The sequence below is a fragment of the Salinimonas iocasae genome, assembly GCF_006228385.1.
Classification (GTDB): Bacteria; Pseudomonadota; Gammaproteobacteria; order Enterobacterales; family Alteromonadaceae; genus Alteromonas; species Alteromonas iocasae.
Genome location: NZ_CP039852.1, coordinates 106,006 through 124,875, shown reverse-complemented (window position 1 = coordinate 124,875; position 18,870 = coordinate 106,006). Strand labels below are relative to the sequence as shown.

The window sequence follows — 18,870 nt, the reverse complement described above, 5'->3', positions numbered from 1 at the left end:
CCCCTCATGCTGGAAATTAAGCCTATATTTAATGCTTTGCGACGCTCTAAAGTGGGTGCCGTTTTACTTTTGATTCAGATAGCTATCACCACAGCCATTGTCAGCAATGCCGCTTTTATTATCAACGACCGGATCACGTATCTTAATCAGGATACCGGTTACCCGGAGGAAAGCATTTTTTCCTTTGGGGTGATGACCTTTGGAAAGGAACGTGACATCTCGCAGCAGTTTGAAGAAGATGAAGCAATGCTACGAAATATGCCGGGAGTTATCGATGCAGCACTATTCAGCTCTGTGCCGTTATCCGGCAGCGGCAGCTCTACCAGCCTGCGGTTGAAACCTGAGCCACAAAAAAGCCGAACAATACCATCGGCCTACCTTTTTGCCGATGAACACGCATTGAGTACACTTGGTTTAACGCTGGCAGAAGGGCGCAACTTTGACATTAACGAGGTTTTGGTCACACAGGACAGAAGTAAACTGACCGAAGTTGCTATTGTCAGCCGGGCCTTTCTTAATGAAGCGTTTCCGGACGGCGACGGGCTTGGTCAGATGGTTTACATGGGAGATGCGCCGTTTAAAATTATCGGGGTGGTAGAACACATGAAAGGACCCTGGCTGAAAAGTGGCGCTTCCGACAATGTTGTTATTATTCCCTTTATCCAGGCGCAGTCCTATCAGCAGATCGTAGTGCGTACCGCACCCGAGGACAGGGCCGATATCATGAAGCAGATGGAAGATAAGATGCTTGCCGCCTATGACAAGCGTGTTGTGGTAAACGTCATCGGACTGGATGAGAACAAGGCGCAGTACAATGCGTCTGACGTGCTGATGATGCGGATGCTGATGGTGCTGATTGTGGTCCTGGTCGCTGTAACCGCGCTGGGCATATTCGGGCTAACACTGTTTAATATTTCCAAGCGTACCCGTCAGATTGGCACCCGTCGTGCGCTGGGTGCCAGAAAGTCGGCCATTATCCGCTACTTTCTGATTGAAAATACCATGGTATGCCTTGCCGGTCTGCTTATTGGTGCAGGGCTGGCGGTGTGGCTGGGGCACGAACTGATAAGCCGCTTTTCGGTACCACCATTAAGTCATACATACGTTATGATTACCGCAGCGGTAGTATTGATAATGAGCTTACTGGCTGTGATATTCCCGGCTCGCCGTGCGGCCCGCATATCACCCAGTGTTGCTACCCGCAGTATTTAAATATAAGGAACGTGTTACACTTTATTTTGGTGTAACACCTTCCCACAAGAATAATAACGATGGAAAAAATCCTTCTTGTTGATGATAACAATGCGGTGCTGGAAGCGCTGTCGCTGTTACTGGAAATCCATGGCTATCAGGTAGTTACCGCTCAGTCGCCGGTTGAGGCAAAGCAGGCGGTCAGCTATCAGAAGATTGCACTGGTTATTCAGGATATGAATTTTACCACTGACACCACTTCCGGTGAGGAAGGGTGTTCGCTGTTTTATGCGCTGCGTGAAATTAATCCCGACTTACCAATTATTCTGATCACTGCCTGGACCGAGCTTGAGCAGGCAATTTCCCTGGTAAAAGCCGGTGCCGCTGATTACATTCCCAAGCCCTGGGATGACGACAAACTGCTGAGCATTATTTCTGGCTTACTGGAAAAGCAGATTCACGCGCCGGTCAGACAATCTCCCCGATTGTCCGACGCTAGATCTACCGCTTCACAAAGTGGCCTAATTTATCAAAGCGCAGTCATGCAGCAACTTGTAGAGATGGCGCTCCAGGTTGCACAATCAGATATCAATGTTTTAATCACCGGCCCTAACGGCAGCGGCAAGGAAAAGATAGCCGAGCTGATCCAGGCAGCCTCCGATCTTCACAACCAGCCGTTTATTAAAGTAAATGCCGGTGCATTGCCGCCGGATTTGATGGAAGCTGAGCTGTTCGGCGCTGAGGCAGGTGCATACACTGGCGCCAATAAAGCCCGGATAGGCCGGTTTGAAGCGGCTGATGGTGGCACTTTATTTCTGGATGAAATTGGTAATTTGTCTGCCGCCGGGCAAATGAAATTATTAAGAGTGTTACAGACCGGTGAATTCGAACGCCTGGGCTCGGTCACTACGCAAAAAGTGAGTGTGCGAGTAATTTCAGCCACCAATGCTGACCTCAGACAGGACATTTCTAACGGACAGTTTCGCGAAGATCTGTTTTATCGTTTAAATGTCATTGAATTGCACCTGCCGCCATTATCTGAACGCAGCGAAGATATTGAGCCGTTACTGACGCATTTTCTGCCCGATCGGGAGATCAGCCAGGAAACGCTTGACGCATTACAGGCCTATTCATGGCCGGGCAATGTTCGCGAGCTTGAAAATGCCTGTAAACGTGTAGCTGTTTTGCGGCCACAAGGCGAGGTACAACTGCAGGATTTTGCGCTGCACTATTCACAGGTAACCAGCACCAGCAAAGCGCAGGTAACGCCCAATGATGAGCCCTCAAAAGCTGACTTAGAACGCAGTATTGCGCATCACAATGGTGTGATTGCTCATGTCGCCCGTGAATTCGGTTTAAGCCGGCAATCTTTGTATCGCCGGCTTAAGAAGTTTGGAATTGACTATTGAAACACGCCGCCCCGCCCTTTTCCCCCGTTTATGCGGCTGTCATTCTGGCAGTGATTATCGGGTTCACGCCTCTGTGGTGGCTGACCGAGCTAAGCCTTGTTTACCTGTTGCCACTTTTTGTGCTGACACTGGCTATCTGCTGCTGGCTGACGCACCTTGCAGTAGGCCGGTTGAGTCGATCGCTGGATGCCATAAAAATTGGTCTGCTTAACTTTAAAGACGGCGATTTTGCTAACACCCTGACGTATCATGCAAAAGACCCTCTGGGCGAGCTTTGCACGCTGTATAACGAGGCTGCCAATAAGCTGAGAAGCGAAAAACAGTGGCTTTATCAGCGCGAGCTGATGTTGGATAAAGTTTTGCAAAGTACGCCTGAAATCATTTTGTTGGTGAACGACCACCATCAGGTAGTATTCAGCAATTATGCCGCGCGGGATTTTTTCCATTCCTCGTCCAGGCTTGAAGGCGCCTCCCTGGACGATTTATTACAGCAGGCACCATCGGGTGTCAGCGACGCTATGAATGAGCAGCGCGAGGGCTTGTTTACGCTTAGTCAAAAAGGCCATGAGCTTGAAACCTGGCATCAAAGCACCGGTGAAATTCTTTTAAACAATCAGCATCACACGCTCTTTATTCTAAAGCCGATGACCCGTGAGCTCAGCCGCCAGGAGGTAGCTGTGTGGAAAAAAGTTATCAGGATCATCAGTCACGAGCTGAACAATTCTATCGGTCCCATCTCCTCGATGCTGCACAGTGGCAAGATCTTAAGCGAAAATGTTAATGAGCCGCGCCTTAGTCGCGTATTCGCCACGACGTCTGAGCGTATCGCCCACCTGACTGAGTTTGTACAGGGCTACGGCAAGTTCGCGAAACTGCCAGAGCCTAAGCCCGTTAAGATTAATGTGGTAGCGCTGATCAATACGTTGCAGCAACAATGGCCGTTTCACTTCGAGCAAAATGGCGAGGGTGTGCTGCTGGCTGATGAAGTACAGCTTGAACAGCTTTTAATAAACCTCATCAAGAACGCCCACGAGTCTTCGTCTCCCAAAGAAGATATTGAGGTGACGCTGACGCTGCGCAGGCAAGATGTAGTGATTGATGTTACCGACCGCGGGCAGGGCATGTCAGAAGCGGTGTTGTCGAACGCGCTGATTCCGTTCTACTCGACCAAAAACGCCGGCAGCGGGCTGGGCCTGGCATTATGCAGAGAGATAGCCGAAGCCCATCACGGGCAAATCGCCCTGCAAAACCGCCAGGGTGGCGGCTTGCGGGTAAGGGTTATTCTGCCTGCCCAGCATTAGGCAAAAAAGTTGCTGATCACGCATGTTTCTCATCTTTTGAGAACACGCGATATACCCAGACAAAAAAGTATGGTGCGAAAAAGACCACGAATAATGTGGTGGCAGTGATACCACCTAACACACCAATACTGATAGCATTCTGCGCACCAGAACCCGGCCCGGTGGCAAAGGCCAGTGGCATCACCCCTAAGATAAAGGTTAGCGATGTCATCAGAATGGGCCGCAAGCGCTGCTTGGCGGCAGTTAACGCTGCGTCAAATGCGCTCATACCTTCGTTCACATTGTGCTGGGCAAACTCCACGATAAGAATCGCATTCTTTGCAGCCAGACCAATGGTCATAAGCAGTCCCACCTGAAAGTACACATCGTTGGCCTGACCGGTCAGCCAGGTCGCCAGCACCGCGCCCAGTATGCCAAAGGGCACTGTCAGCATGATAGATAAAGGTATCGCCCAGCTTTCATACAATGCAGCCAGAATCATAAACACAGCAATAATCGTGATGCTATAAAGTAGCATGGTTTGGTTGCCACTTTGCTTTTCTTCATAAGATAGCCCGGTCCAGGCGATATCAATGCCTTTGGGCAGAGATTGCGCGATACGCTCTACTTCCTGCAGTGCTTCGCCGGAACTTACACCCGGCGTAGTAGAGCCCTGAATCTCCCTGGAAGAGCTGCCATTGAACCGGGTTAGTTTGGGCGGGCCGTACGTCCATTCACCTGCGGCAATCTCCTTTAGCTGCACCATGCCGCCGTTTTCATTTCTTACATACCAGTCGTTGATATCCTCAGGCAGCATACGATATTGATCTTCGGCCTGAACATATACTCGCTTGATGCGTCCGTTCTCAATAAAATCATTAACGTACGTGCCACCCAGCGCGGCACTCAATGTCTGATTGATGGTGGATACGGGCACGCCAAGCGCGCGGGCTTTAATGGTATCCACATCAAGATTGTATTGCGGGTTATCAGCCAACCCGTTAAAGCGGACAGCCGTCAGCATCTGGCTTTGGTTAGCTTTGCCCAAAAACTGATTAGTCGCCTGCACCAGTGCTTCATGGCCCAGACCGGCTTTATCAATCAACTGAAACTCAAAGCCGCTGGCGTTACCTAATGCATTTACCGGTGGCGGTATCAGCGGGATAATCATGGCATCGGATACGCCGGATAGTGCCTTCGCGGCTTTTTCCTGTATTTTAAAAACGCTGTTTTCCTGGCCCCTTGCCTCCCAGTCGCTCATTTTCACAAATGCGATCCCCACATTTTGCGCCTGCCCCGAAAAACTAAAACCGGCAGCGGTAAACAGGCCTTCCACGGCACCATTGGTGTTATCCAGGTAAAAATCTTCCACCTTTTCAATCTTATCGCGGGTTTGTTGCAGCGTGGTGCTGGGCGGTCCGGTAACCAGCGTGAACATTCGACCCTGGTCTTCTTCAGGTAAAAAGGAGGTAGGGATACGCAAAAATATGAAAACCGCTACAGCTATCACAATGAAAAAGATAATGGGAAGAATAAATCGGTTGTTCAGGGTCTTTTCCAGTACCCGGCCGTGACCGGCGCGCATCTTATTAAAGCCCCGGTTGAATAGCCCGAACGGTCCTGAGTGTTTTTCCTCTTTGCCCTGCTCTAAAAAAATGGCGCACAGGGTGGGCGATAATGTCAGCGCTACAAAAAGTGACAAGCCCATTGCAACAGATATGGTGATGGCAAACTGACGATAAATTACCCCTACAGAGCCGTCGAACAACGCCATGGGTAAAAACACTGCCCATATCACTACCGTTGTACCCAGTAGTGCTGAAGAAATTTCTTTCATCGCCAGGCGCGATGCTTCTTTAGGTGGCAGTGAATCATCTTCCTCAAGCTTGCGTTCGGCATTTTCGGTAACAACAATTGCATCATCCACCAGCATGCCGATAGCCAGTACCAGCGCGAACAGCGTGAGCACATTGATGGAGTAACCAAACATCATCAGGAACGCGAAAGTGCCCAGCAATACAATAGGAATGGCAACCGCCGGTACAAGCGTAGCCCGAAAGGTTTGCAGGAAAATGTATATAACCACGACCACCAGTACCACAGCGATACACAGGGTTTCGACGACATTTAAAATTGACGCTTCGATGAAGGGCGAGATATCTATGGGGTACTGTACTTCCAAATCCTCAGGAATAATGCTGTTGAAGTCTTTAACCCGTGCTTTTATGTTCTGAATGGTTTCCAGTGCATTAGCAGAAGGTGAGAGTTCTATGGCGATCCCCGAAGCAGGCTTGCGGTTCCAGCGACCGATCACCCGATAACTTTCGGCCCCGATTTCTACGCGAGAGACATCCCCCAGCGTGACGTGGGAACCATCCGGGTTGACAGAAAGCAGTATCTGTTCAAATTCCTGCGGACTGGAAAGCAACGTTTGTGCAGTGATGGTGGCGTTTAGCTGCTGCCCGTCCACCGATGGCGCGCCCCCTATCTCACCGGAGGCCAGCTGAACATTCTGCTCCTGAATAGCATTGATCACATCCAGGGTAGTGATATTAAAATTGTTCATGGCGTGCGGATCCAGCCAAATCCGCATCGCGTGCTCTGGCCCAAACGTCTGTATCTGCCCGACCCCGCTTACCCGACTAAGCGGTTCCTCCAGGTTAGAGACCAGGAAGTCGGATATATCATTACGACTCATATTTCCGCTTTTAGAGAAAAAGGCGACGATAAGCGCGTAACTGCTACCTGCCTTTTCCACTGATACACCCAGCTGCTGCACCACCGGCGGCAACGACGACTGCGCCTGCGACACTTTGTTTTGGGTCTGTACCTGCGCAATGTCCGGATCTGTACCCGGCTCAAAGGTCAGCGTGATAGAGGCCGTACCCGCCGATGAGCTTTGCGATTGAATATAACGAAGGTTATCAATTCCGGTCAGGTTCTTTTCAATGACCTGAGTTACTGTATTTTCAAGGGTTTGCGCTGAGGCGCCAGGATAACTGGCTGAGATGGATACTTTGGGCGGAGCAATGTTCGGGTACTGTTCAAGGGGTAAGCTTAATACCCCGAAAATACCCGCGCCGACGATAAGCAGCGCAACAACAATGGTGAAAATAGGACGGGCGATAAAAAATCTTGAAAACATAAATTAATGCCCGCCAGATTGCGCAGAATCCGCTGCCTGATTATTTTGGTTCTGGCGCTTTTTGTTACCGGCTATGTCCTGCGGCTTCAGAGGTGCCCCCGGCTGAAGGTTCATCGTTCCCTCAACAATGACACGGTCACCCTCTTGGAGCCCGTCTTCGATAACCCACTGATCTTTATAAGCGACGCCAGTGGTTACCCGGCGTTTTTCAGCTTTGTCTCCCGACCCCACGACCCACACATGCTTTGTGCCGCCACTGCCGATTTGTACACTTTTCTGAGGTACGACTAACGCTTTTGATGAGGACAAGTCTTCTATGGATGCCCGGACAAAAAGACCCGGCAGTAATTGATTGTCCGGGTTCGGAAAGACAGAGCGAAGGCGAATAGCGCCGGTTTGCTCATCCACGGCAAGATCCGTTGCATCCAGCTTGCCTTTATGGGGATACGGCTCTCCTGATTCAGAGAAAAACAAACTTACCTGAAAATCGGCGTTTTGCTTTTTCTGAATTCTGGATTCAATCAGGCGCGCCTTAAGCTTTTGTGCATCCCCCACCGACTGTGACAAATCAACATAAACAGGATCAAGCTGGCGTATAACCGCTAATGGTTCTTGTTGTTGCTGCGTGACCAGCGCCCCCTTGGTTACGCCCGAAGGACCAATAAACCCACTTATCGGCGCATAAACCTTTGTATAAGCGAGATTAATTCTGGCGGTTTTTACCGCCGCTTCTGCCTGGCTGACCGACGCCTGTGACTGCTTAAGCTGGGTTTTAGCATCATCAAATTCTTGCTCGCTTAAAACCTTTTGTTTGACCAGGCCGTCGTAGCGGTTCACCACCGCTTGCGCGTTCGCTACCGAGGCGTTAGCGCTTTCCAAATCAGCCTGTGCCATTTCCAAATCGGCCTGATAGCGCTCAGGGTCAATCTGATAAAGCTGATCACCCTCCTCGACCAGAGAGCCTTCTTCAAACAATCGGGCCTGAATAATACCGCTCACCTGAGGGCGAATTTCAGCCACCTTGTAGGACACTACGCGGCCGGGCAGTTTCTGGGTATAAGCAATTTTCTGTGGCCATACGCTGATAAAACGCACAGGCATAGCCTGTTGCTGACCGCCCTTTTGAGAAGCCGCTGCACCAGCGCCCTGACCTTTTTCTGATCCAGCCTTATCGCTGCATCCAAACGCCAGTGCGAGAAAGAAAAGAGTGAAAGTGAATATTGCTTTGCGAGTCACCGACTTTTGCGACCACCCGCTCATGAGAATCCAACGCGCCATGTTTTAGTGCCTGTTCAGCCTGATACTCGCGACACCGGAAGACATTACCGGTCCATGTATTGATTTATAATACGAATCAGCTACTTGCTACGCTGAACAAAATTAAGCCGATCACGATTTTGAAGATGACATTTTTGACAGACATAGCATCTTCACTATTGGCACACAAAAAAGCCCGGCGCAATCAGCTTGCTTACCGGGCTTGCATGTCAGTCAGCCAAATGGTTTTACATTAAGGAAAATCCGCCTCAATGCGCTCCACCAAAATCTGATTATCATCATCAGAGACAAAGGCACCATTGATTTGTAATGCGATGCGCTCAATGTTGGCTATCGCACCAGCATCGTTGCTCTGAGGATTAAACGTCACCAAATTGCTGCCCGATGACAACGGCTCTACAGTACCGTAGATTCGGACATAGTCTGGCGCGCCAGTTTGCACATACCCCTGAACAGTGAGGTCTGACTCACCAGGCTCGCCGGTCAGTCTCAGCGTGTAGGTAATTGTAGCATCCGTATAATCGCGACTTCCTACCTGCAATATATAATTGTGAGTTTCACTGGTGCCATTCGGCTGCAAGCTCACTGCCTGTTGGCTTGCCTTGTAAGTTACAGTGGCATCTGTTCCGAATTCACCCTGCATACCCTCATCACCATCAGCAAAATCATAAACAACGGTTTCTGCTGCAGGGATGACCGTTGGAATTTCCAGCCTGACATGGGTCATTGCGACACTTTGCGTATTACCGTTGGATAATGGCCCGTTGAGTTGCACGCCGAGACGCTCGACAATAGTCAGATCACCGGCAGCATTATCCTCTGGCTCAAAAGAGATAACATTCTCTCCGGCCTGAACGGCTACCGCCTCGCCATAGATTCTGGCATAGGAAGGTGCTCCGGTTTGCACAAACGGTTGTATCGTCAATCCGCCGTCTGCTTGCGTCTGGGTTACATCAAATGTGTAAGTTAATGATGCCCCCGTCAAATCAGACAGGCTCACTTCTTCAATATAGACCTGTTCGTTACTGGCTTGCCAGTCCGGTTCCAGTAACGCTGCCGGTGTAGTATTGTCATAACTTACTGACGCAGACGTACCATAATCACCACGCCATCCCTGTACGCCTTCGGTAAAGTTGTACTCTATGACAGTCGGCGGAAGGTTATCACCGGGCACGACAATCTGGACCTGACGGGCAAAGCTGGTGTACTCGCCTTCCTGAACCTGAACATACAGATTATAGATTCCCGGTACCAGGTCGTCAGCCACCGTTAATTGACCGGTATTTTCATCCAATGCAAAACGTCCGTCCTCATTGCCACCTAACACTGCCCACACCACATCGCTTTGTGCAGAGTGCGCATTGCCTGATGCATCAAATGAGGTGAAGTCAGCTATTTGCGTTCCGATTTCCGTCGTTTCATCAATAGTAATTGTGCCAGGCTGATTAAACTGAGGCGCAACTTCACGAACGTAACCTTTGAGCCATTTCAATGCTGGCTTTTCAGCTCCGTTGTCATACGCCAGGATGGCACCCTGCGCTTCACGCCAGTGGCCTGGCAAATAGCCCCATACGGTAATTCCCTCAATGGCCGGATGATTCCAGTACATGGGAAACAGCCGCTGGTACTCCAGGAGTTGAGTCAGCTCATCAGGGCCGTCAATATCCAGCTCAGTCATGTAAATATCCAAACCAGTTTGCTGATCAATACGATCAACATTGTTGCGCTGAGTTTCAAGCGGCCCGGTGGTCGAAAATGCATGCCCCTGAAAGCCAACAGCGTCAATGAGGTTGCGTGACTGCAGCAGGTTGGCTAAATCAATAACCTTTTGCGTACGCTCATTGGAGTTCACCACACTGTACTCATTGAACATCAACTGAGTCGAAGAGGGAAAAATGTCTCTGGCCATTTGAAATGCGTTGACGATCCAGTCGTAATCTGACGCTTTTTGGGCTGCATCTTCCGGACTATCCCCCTGATTTATAAAATAGGCTTCTACCTGAGCAGTTGTTTCAGGGTTGAACAGGCGCAGGCCATCGACATAATCAGGTCTGCCATTGAGACCATCCGGTGGCGCATTATCGAACTCATTAACGACTTCTATAAAATCAATATCCGGATAGCGCGCATTAACCAGTTCGAACCACTCACGAATCTCTGACAACTGCTCCACGGGTTCCAGGTCGCTTATCCATCCCGGCTGCTGACTGCCCCATACCAGAACATGATGCTTGTAAATAAAGCCATTATCTTTAGCAACCTGGTATGCCTCATCCAGTCCGGCCCAGTTATATTCATCGCGAACCGCCTCGACAGAGCCCCATTTACCTGCATTTTCAGGCGTAACCTGATTCCAGTACGCTTCAAAATTGGGACGCTGTGAACCACAGCATACGCCACCTAAAAATTTGTCCTGTCCCTGTGCCAGTGGCGGACCTTCAGGTTCAAAAGGCTCAGGGGGAGGTAATCGCTCACCCGGCTCCCCGTTTTCCAGTTGTTCAACGGTATAGGTTACGCCTTCAGGTGCAAATGCAAATTTGTCGATATCCAGCCCATCCTCGCGACCTGCATATCGAAAGATGGCCGTCGTGTTGTCGTCAGCCACGCTATACTGACCATCAGGGATTTTTACCCACCGGAAAGCGCCGGGCGCATCGTTGCCGCCGGTATCCACTATTGCGCCGGGGATGTAGCCATCTTCTCCGGGCGCAGCGTGACCCAGGATGCTATTTACTAATACCCAGCCCTGGTTATTCCCCAGGCCCTGCGCAATATAAAAGCTGTCGTCATTATCTCCTTGCGGACCAATACGGACCCTGGCATAAAGGGTATAGTCACCGGCCGATTCGAAACTTACAGCAAGTTCGCCCACCCGGTTGTCATTGGCCGGCTCATCAACGCCGTTTACACTGGCGGTCACAAACTGCGGCGGCCCTTCTTCTACGCGCATATCCGCGCCTAAAAAGTTAAGTGTTGCGCTCTGCCCGCCTTCTGCCTGAGCATAAACGCCTATATTCGGGTTGTTTTGCTCAAGCATCGGGGTGTAAGTCAGCCGTTTGCGTTGCAGTTCAAATTGTACGTTTACCGACAATGATTCTCCCGGGTTGAGAGTTTCAGCGTCGATCATTACAAAAGGTATACCAGAATCGGTATACCCATCAGCTTCGACCACCGGAATGGAGTTGTCGGTAATCAGGACCCTGAGCGGGCCGATCAGAGCTTCATCCGCATTATTAGAGACTGTTACCACTGAGTTGTAGACCCGGTTTACCCGATCGAAAGAGGCTCGGGACGAGGCTAATTCCACCGAGCTGTCCGCCTGGATCCACACAGCATGTGCCATACTGCTGCAACCAATTAGCGCAGAAAGAAGTGTGGTTTTAAACAAATTGTTCATAACACACTCCGTTTACCCATCCGGGTACGCGAGCTTGCGGCTATGCCCGCTAATCCTAAGCCGAATAAGGCAAATGTCAGGGGCTCACTGACCGCTGCCATATTCACCGGATTAATGGCAACGTTATCAACTTGCAGAAAAGATGCGCCGAAGTCAGTCATGTCGGATGCATCTGCGCCCAGCAGAAGCTGAAACTCGAGTGTAAGGTCGTCCCAGGAAGCCAGCATATCACCCAACATGACGTCAAAGCTGTAGCTCTGTGCACCATCAATATCCGCTTCCAGCAGGCTACCCAGCGTGCCATTTGCGTTATAGTAGGTACCGGTACCATCACCCAGCCCCACCACAAAATAGTCAGCGACAAAGCCCTGGTCCTGGCTGGTCAGTTCTGAGTCAACATTAAGGTCAAAACTAAGCGAGTACTGCGTATCAGCCATCAGATCCACATTTTGATAAAGTGTGTTCGCAAAAAATGCCTGTGTCTGTGCGCCATCAACGGTTAACTGAGCAGCACAGTCAGGGGCGCCGATCTGCTGAAAATCATTACCGACATTAAGTTCGCCGACACCATCGGTGTCTTTCTGCCAGCCAGAAAAGCTGCAATCAGAAAAGTTACCGTTAGATATAAGGTTGGCCTGTGCCTGTTGGGCCGAGGTCAGCGCCAGAAGCAGGCAAGCTAAAGTAGATTTTTTCATTTATTTCTCTCTGGTTTCACGATTTTAACAAGAAACAACTTCACCTGTACTGCTGAATAAATAATCAGGTATCGTATTACTACCAACCAGAGCGACCCCCTTACATGTATTTTTTTAACATCTGGTTAACGTTTTTGCGCTTAATAAGAGAACTTCTAAACGAAGTAGATCTACCTGTTTTCATAGGCGGGTGGGTTCGGTCTGATTCGCATAAAACTGGCAAATCTAGGGATGCCGCGTGCGGTATAGCCGTAGTGTTTGAACGTAATCCAAATGCCGATGGGCGGCGGCGACTGTCGCTGCGACAGACTGAACCCACTGCCAATTTTAAAGCGCACGCCTTGCCGGGTTTCGACCAACAACGCGCCCATCATGCCGGCAAATTTTCCTTTACCAGGCAGATGGGTAATTACTCTTGCCTCATCATCATCGTAACGCTTTGCCTTGAGTAGTGACGCGGTGCGTCCGTTCTCATACATTGCCTGCTTATGATGCAGCATTAATCCTTCCCCACCCGCTTTAGTTATAGCATCCAGCTCTATATCAAGCGCCTCGGTGCCTGTCAGGGTGCGCTGTGGGATCATAGACAGATACTGGCTGTTTGTTTGTGCAACAAGCCGGGTCATCGCTTTAACACGTTGATAAAAGGGCTTACGCAACGCAGGCAGGTCGAATAGCATCAAACGAACATCGCGCCATCGACTATCCGGCGTTTCAGAAAGTACCACAGAGGCAATTTGTTCAAACTGGCCGCGCGCTGTCCATAGCTCGCCTTCCATGACCGTATCCGGCCAGCCTGCGGTAAACCAGTCAGGTGCGAAAATCCTGTTACCATTTCTTGTAACCAGCTTTTCACCCGTCCAGCGAGCACGGATCCCGTCAAGTTTTTCGCTGATGAAATACTCACTTACCTCCACCGGTTCTTTAAGCGGCAGCGCCAGCTGCATCGGGTAAATGACCTCATGTTGATTAGCCCCGTAAGCCGGCACAATCAGCATCAGCGCAATAGTTATCCATTTAAGAAGGTAATTCATAACAGTGACAGGCAAAAATAGGAGTGTGGTCAGTGTATCGTGCTCAGTCAGAGTGAAAACTGTTCACAGGAATGGAATGCTGCCCGAAATTCAGGATGTGAAGCCTGCAAAAAAAAACCGTGCAGGGGCGCGGTCTTGTTAAACAACTCGCCGATGATTAACGCCCGGCCAGTTTCAACGCAGCGTTTACGGCGAAAATATACGATCCCCCAAGGTTTATCACATACTCGTTTTCACCCCATAAAAATGGCCAGTTTTCTTTGTTCTCGGGCAAATCCGGTTTTAAAATCAAGACGCCCGGTACAATAGCACCGCTGATAAAAGAGTAATCTGCCCGGTTCATACCGTAAGCCACTTTTTTAGATTCTGTCCCCACGTTAGATACAAATGAAATATCTGAATCCGGATGAGTGCCGTACAGATAATCTAAAGAGCGATAAATTAGCTGGGTATCAAATAATTCAGGGAAAGCGCTATGCAGGTAATACTGCGTTACCGCCATCTCCAGTATTGTGCCATTTCCTGCCCAGCCGTGCTCTGTAATCACCACACCATAAGGGTTTTGCGAAGTCGCTTTTTGCAATACCGACTGGTAGCGTTCGGCAGCAGCGCGAACGCGCTTACCATAGGCTTTATCCATGTGCGGAAGCGCGCGGATCGCCAGTACTGCGTTGCGGCCAAAGTCAGATTCTATGTAAGTCAGCAAATCATTCACCGCATGCTGATATTGCTTATCTTTAGTAGTAATGAGCAGTTCAACTGCAGCTTTTAGCTTTTCTTCCCTCAGGCCACCGCCTGTGGTGTTGCCGACCTGAAACATATCCGGCTGTTTTTTATCTGCCTCTTTTGCCCAGGCGTTTATAGCGGTTTCACGACTCTCCCGGGCCAGTTCAGGCTTATAATTCTGAAGCGCTCTGCTGGCTGCGGCCAGGGCCGCCATTGCGCCATAATTCAACGGTGTCGATTTGGAGGTAAACGCCCAGCGATCGTCAAAGACGCCACTTCGGATACCATCGGATTGCGTTTCTTTCATAGCAGCATCATAAATCAGGTTATCGGTCATCGTCAGACCGTCCCCCAGATGCGTATACTGGCTGATATCCGGAACAATAATCCCCGGAATAGCATGACCTACCGCTTTGTACTGGGCTAATAACGCCAGCGTACCGTGCTCGATTTGCTGCAGAATGTCGGACTTACCATCGGGGACGTGTATATCCACATACTTACGGTCATAATCCACCAGCGTCGTATCGCGGCTTAGCTTAAACTCCTCCCACGCCTGTACCAAAGTCCTTACCGTACGATATTGGGTTTGCGTGCGAATATCGTAGTCGCCAGCGTCATACCAGCCGCCCACATTCAAACCTGGTATATGCTCGCCGGGCTCATATTGGGTATCAGTAGTAGGTCCCTGTGCGTACAAATCGAAATGTTCATGATTGACCGGCGCCTGCAGGGCATCATCAAGGTGGGACGCACCGTGCCAGACTCGATACGCTTCGTTGACCAGAACATGATCCATCTGCACCGGGAAATAATGGTCCAGAGTAGGATGCCAGGCCTTATCCAGAACATCTTCGGCAATCGCAAATGCTGCTGTAGTGGTTGGCCCATAGCTAAGCTGATAAAGGCCTGGTGAAGTAACATCACTGAAGTCGAAACTGGCGTACTGATATCTGGTGTACTGACCTTTTGACTCAGGTTTCCCCTGCTTAACAACCGTTGAAGAGCCATCCGGATTAACTTTGACAAGCCGCGCCTGATGCTCGGTATTATCGTTAATATCCAGTTCTATAACAGCCTGTTTGGTTTGCTGAGGTAAATATCCAACCTGAGAGTGACCAATAACCGGCGCTCGCAACCAGTTTTCATCCGTCGCTGCCGTAAGGCGCCACGTGAGAATATCGCCGGTTTTATCCGCTGGCAGCATTCCTCTGACCACAAACCATCCGTTTTGTGCTTTAGAACGGCCATCATAAAGTTGCAGTTCTGTATTCTCAGATTCTATGGAAATCCGCTTTTGCGCTGACTCTGGGGCAAGCACTATGCGCTTTCCTGTGGCCAACGCTTCAGGCGCATGTTCACCGATAATCTCTTTCACGCCCGTTGGATAAATAGGAAAGGCACCAGCCTGCCCATCTGCCAGATAGGCGGTTTCCATGTAGGTCGCAGGTAGGAATTCCATATTAAAACCGGCTTTTCCTACTAACGAAGCCGGCACGGGCTTTGACGTAGACAGCGTGATCTCTACGCCGTTATCGATAGGCACAGCGCTGATCGTGTAGGTAAAATTGTGTTGTGGATAAGACAACGTCGCGCTGATGCGACTGGCTTTTTCATCGACCTTACGCTTTACAAAAGTAGGAATAGGATCCCACTGTTCAGGCGTGGCGCTTAATCGTACGTCGCCGTTGGTAGCCGTACGCTCACCAAAATGAATCAACTCCACACCGCTGATTTTTGAATCCCCGAACAGACCGTTGTACCAATTGCTGAATACGACCACATCCAGACTGGGCTGGCTAAAGTACTCTTTTTCATGTAGTTCGGGCTTTGCCGCACTGACCACCATTGGAACCATTGATAATGCACTGGCCAGGGCCATACCAATCATCGACTTTCGCACAATAACACTCCACCTTATTTGTTAATTTCATGTTATCGAACGCAAAGAAGCATAAAATTATGATTTCCCATTTCTCGTTTGTATTATCTGCTATTCACCAGTAACCAACGTTTAAACCGCTCCTGTCAGGTATAAAAAAAGAGGCCAAAGGCCTCTTTTCTCAGATCAGCAGATAAATGTTCAATACATTATCCCTGCATATCCTCCAGCTCCCGACCTTTTGTTTCCTGAACCAGTTTGGTGACAAATATCACTGAGATAAGTGCACAAATTGCGTATAAACCGTATGCACCGGCCAAACCAACGCCAGCTAAGAGAATAGGGAACGACCAGGTGATTGCGAAGTTGGTCCCCCACTGCACCAGACCACTGATAGCCAGCCCGGAACCACGAATCTGATTAGGGAACATCTCACCCAGCATGACCCACATCACCGGTCCCCAGGACATGTTAAAAAAGAAGACATAGGCATTCGCCGCAACCAGTGCCAGGGTGCCATAGTCTCCAAGAATTAAGCGACCTGACGGATCCTGATCAGCATTAACAAATGCATATACCATCAGCCCTAGTGTGATTGTCATTCCCACAGAGCCCCATTTAAGCAATGGCTTGCGGCCAATTTTATCGATAACCATCAGCGTAATAATGCATGCCGCGATACTAATTGCGCCACTAATGACGTTAATAAGCAGCGAGTCGGATTCTGAAAAGCCCACCGCCTGCCACAATACCGCGCCATAATAAAACACGACGTTAATACCAACTAGCTGCTGAAATGCTGCCAGTCCGATACCTACCCAAACGATAGGACGAACTTTGCCGGTCCCTTTTTGCTTCAAATCAGACAATTTAGGTGTGTGGTCGTTGGCCAGTGAACTGTCAATTTCCGCCACTTTCTTGTCGGCGGCGACACTGCCGTAGAGTCGGGTAAGTACTGTTCTTGCTTCTTCCTTACGTTTTTTAACCATTAAAAAACGCGGGCTTTCAGGGATAAAAAACAACATGATGAAAAACAAAAATGCGGGGATCAGTTCCATCCAGAACATCCACCGCCATGCGTTATAACCCATCCATAGTTCGCTGGTAGAGCCTGCGGCAGCATCCGCCAGAAGATAGTTACTTAAAAACGCCGCAAACAAACCGCTAATAATTGCAATTTGTTGTATAGAGGTCAGCATCCCTCTGAAGCGCGCTGGCGCGACTTCCGAGATATAAGCTGGTGCCATCACTGATGCAGCGCCCACAGCCAACCCACCCAGGATCCGATAAATAATAAACTCACCGGAGCCTGTGGCAACGCCTGAGCCCCAGGCGCTGATAATAAAAAAGACAGCGGCCGTCATCAGGAGTGAGCGACGACCGAACCGGTCAGCCAGACGACCGGCAAAAAAAGCCCCGACCGCACACCCTAACAACATGCTCGAAACATTGAATCCTGTCCCTACACTTTCAGAATTAAATGCCTGTTGCAGCCCATCAACGGTGCCGTTGATAACCCCGCTATCAAACCCAAACAAAAAACCACCAATAGTGGCCACAATACTGATGAAAACAATAAAAGCAGTATTGTTCATAGACTCATCAGCCGGCGTAACCGCCTGCCCGCTAAGTGTATTTTCCATGACTACTCACCTTGCTTTTTATAGGGTGCAACGGTCACGATACTGCCGTCAGAGCGATGCGTCAGTTCGGTCATTTTCACACTACGTAGCCAGGTTTTACCTCCGGATAACGAGCTGTCATGGTAAAACAGATACCACTTTCCCTGATATTTGGCGATGGAATGATGATTGGTCCATCCTTCTACCGGGTCCAGAATAACGCCCTGATAGGTAAATGGTCCGTAAGGATTATCGCCGGTTGCATAAACAATTTTATGGGTATCGCCGGTTGAATAGGAAAAGTAATATTTACCGTCATACTTGTGAACCCAGGCAGCTTCAAAGAAACGACGGTCGTTGTCACCGGCTGTAATCAACTCACCGTTTTTATCTACAATGTCAATCTCTTGAAGCGGTTCGGCAAATGACAGCATATCGTCACTTAGCTTAGCAATACGCGGCTTAACAGCAGCTTCATCATCCGCCGGATATTCATCTTCAGGGTTATACTCATCATCCTGATAGCGTTGCAATTGTCCGCCCCAGATGCCGCCCAAATACATATAGTATTCACCGTTATCATCCTTAAATACGGCAGGATCGATACTGAAACTGTTTTCCATTGGCTCTGGCTGGGGCTCAAACGGACCGGCCGGATTATCACTGGTCGCTACGCCGATTCTGAATACGTCCTGTTTATCTTTAAGCGGGAAGTATAAATAGTACGTGCCATTCTTTTCTGCTGCGTCAGGTGCCCACAACTGACGTCCGGCCCATGGAATGTCATCAACAGACAGCGCTACACCGTGATCGGTAACTTCTCCGCCGACTTCATCCATCGACAGAATATGGTAATCACGCATATCGAAGTGATCGCCGTTATCATTTTGTGGGATGCCCGACTCTCTGTCATGGGAAGGGTAGATATACAACTTTCCCTCAAAAACATGCGCTGAAGGATCAGCGGTATAGATGTCGGTAACCAGCGGCTCAGCATAGCCTGCTGATTTGTCTTGCTGAGAACTATCGGCAGTATCCTTTGATATCTGCGTTGTATCAGACTGCTGTTTTTGCGTTTGTGTTTCTGTATCAGCGGTCTGCTCAGCGTCTTGTGAAGGCTGGCAGGCACAGAGAATAACGGCAGATACGGCCAGTGAAAGTGCTTTCACTTTAAAAGATCCTGATGCCACAACGTTCCCCTTATGTTTATG

General features: G+C 49.6%; 11 protein-coding genes. 3 read left to right on the top strand and 8 right to left on the bottom strand.

Going from position 1 to position 18,870, the window contains the following annotated elements:
• Window positions 1-6: 6 nt before the first annotated feature.
• From FBQ74_RS00505 to FBQ74_RS00495, 3 genes are read left to right on the top strand one after another with little or no spacing between them, the layout of a single operon-like run.
• Window positions 7-1,212, top strand: a complete 1,206-nt coding sequence (locus FBQ74_RS00505) for an ABC transporter permease (protein ID WP_139754808.1) — start codon at window positions 7-9, stop codon at window positions 1,210-1,212.
• A 59-nt stretch (window positions 1,213-1,271) separates the two neighbouring features.
• A complete protein-coding gene (locus FBQ74_RS00500; protein ID WP_139754807.1) occupies window positions 1,272-2,600 on the top strand; it encodes a sigma-54-dependent transcriptional regulator in 1,329 nt (442 codons plus the stop codon).
• The gene (locus tag FBQ74_RS00495) at window positions 2,597-3,901 is read left to right on the top strand and encodes a sensor histidine kinase (protein ID WP_139754806.1); all 1,305 of its coding nucleotides are present in this window, start codon (window positions 2,597-2,599) and stop codon (window positions 3,899-3,901) included. The genes FBQ74_RS00500 and FBQ74_RS00495 overlap by 4 nt, the downstream gene beginning before the upstream one ends.
• A gap of 16 nt (window positions 3,902-3,917) precedes the next feature.
• Here FBQ74_RS00495 and FBQ74_RS00490 read toward each other — a convergent pair whose 3' ends face one another.
• From FBQ74_RS00490 to FBQ74_RS00455, 8 genes are all read right to left on the bottom strand, one after another.
• On the bottom strand, window positions 3,918-7,025 hold the full coding sequence (locus FBQ74_RS00490) for an efflux RND transporter permease subunit (protein WP_139754805.1): 3,108 nt from the start codon (window positions 7,023-7,025) through the stop codon (window positions 3,918-3,920).
• A gap of 3 nt (window positions 7,026-7,028) precedes the next feature.
• Entirely contained in the window at window positions 7,029-8,303 is a 1,275-nt protein-coding gene (locus FBQ74_RS00485) for an efflux RND transporter periplasmic adaptor subunit (protein WP_139754804.1), read from the bottom strand.
• Window positions 8,304-8,535: 232 nt separating this feature from the next.
• Window positions 8,536-11,700, bottom strand: a complete 3,165-nt coding sequence (locus FBQ74_RS00480; RefSeq protein ID WP_139754803.1) for an endo-1,4-beta-xylanase — start codon at window positions 11,698-11,700, stop codon at window positions 8,536-8,538.
• A complete protein-coding gene (locus FBQ74_RS00475; RefSeq protein ID WP_139754802.1) occupies window positions 11,697-12,395 on the bottom strand; it encodes a PEP-CTERM sorting domain-containing protein in 699 nt (232 codons plus the stop codon). Before FBQ74_RS00475 ends, FBQ74_RS00480 begins: the two co-directional genes overlap by 4 nt.
• 170 nt (window positions 12,396-12,565) lie before the next feature.
• Window positions 12,566-13,429, bottom strand: coding sequence for a DNA ligase (locus FBQ74_RS00470; RefSeq protein WP_139754801.1), 864 nt, complete (start codon window positions 13,427-13,429; stop codon window positions 12,566-12,568).
• A 157-nt stretch (window positions 13,430-13,586) separates the two neighbouring features.
• Complete coding sequence (locus tag FBQ74_RS00465; protein WP_205912271.1) at window positions 13,587-16,058, bottom strand: glycoside hydrolase family 9 protein; 2,472 nt, start codon at window positions 16,056-16,058, stop codon at window positions 13,587-13,589.
• A gap of 188 nt (window positions 16,059-16,246) precedes the next feature.
• On the bottom strand, window positions 16,247-17,680 hold the full coding sequence (locus FBQ74_RS00460) for a sugar porter family MFS transporter (RefSeq protein WP_269750709.1): 1,434 nt from the start codon (window positions 17,678-17,680) through the stop codon (window positions 16,247-16,249).
• Window positions 17,681-17,682: 2 nt separating this feature from the next.
• The gene (locus FBQ74_RS00455) at window positions 17,683-18,849 is read right to left on the bottom strand and encodes a glycoside hydrolase family 43 protein (RefSeq protein ID WP_408641329.1); all 1,167 of its coding nucleotides are present in this window, start codon (window positions 18,847-18,849) and stop codon (window positions 17,683-17,685) included.
• Window positions 18,850-18,870: the final 21 nt, after the last annotated feature.

Excerpts from the sequence above, each read along its gene's own strand:
- FBQ74_RS00500 (WP_139754807.1), top strand. The coding sequence starts at position 1,272 with ATGGAAAAAATCCTTCTTGTTGATGATAACAATGCGGTGCTGGAAGCG.
- FBQ74_RS00470 (WP_139754801.1), bottom strand. The coding sequence starts at position 13,429 with ATGAATTACCTTCTTAAATGGATAACTATTGCGCTGATGCTGATTGTG.
- FBQ74_RS00460 (WP_269750709.1), bottom strand. The coding sequence starts at position 17,680 with ATGGAAAATACACTTAGCGGGCAGGCGGTTACGCCGGCTGATGAGTCT.
- FBQ74_RS00475 (WP_139754802.1), bottom strand. The coding sequence starts at position 12,395 with ATGAAAAAATCTACTTTAGCTTGCCTGCTTCTGGCGCTGACCTCGGCC.
- FBQ74_RS00480 (WP_139754803.1), bottom strand. The coding sequence starts at position 11,700 with ATGAACAATTTGTTTAAAACCACACTTCTTTCTGCGCTAATTGGTTGC.
- FBQ74_RS00490 (WP_139754805.1), bottom strand. The coding sequence starts at position 7,025 with ATGTTTTCAAGATTTTTTATCGCCCGTCCTATTTTCACCATTGTTGTT.
- FBQ74_RS00505 (WP_139754808.1), top strand. The coding sequence starts at position 7 with ATGCTGGAAATTAAGCCTATATTTAATGCTTTGCGACGCTCTAAAGTG.
- FBQ74_RS00485 (WP_139754804.1), bottom strand. The coding sequence starts at position 8,303 with ATGGCGCGTTGGATTCTCATGAGCGGGTGGTCGCAAAAGTCGGTGACT.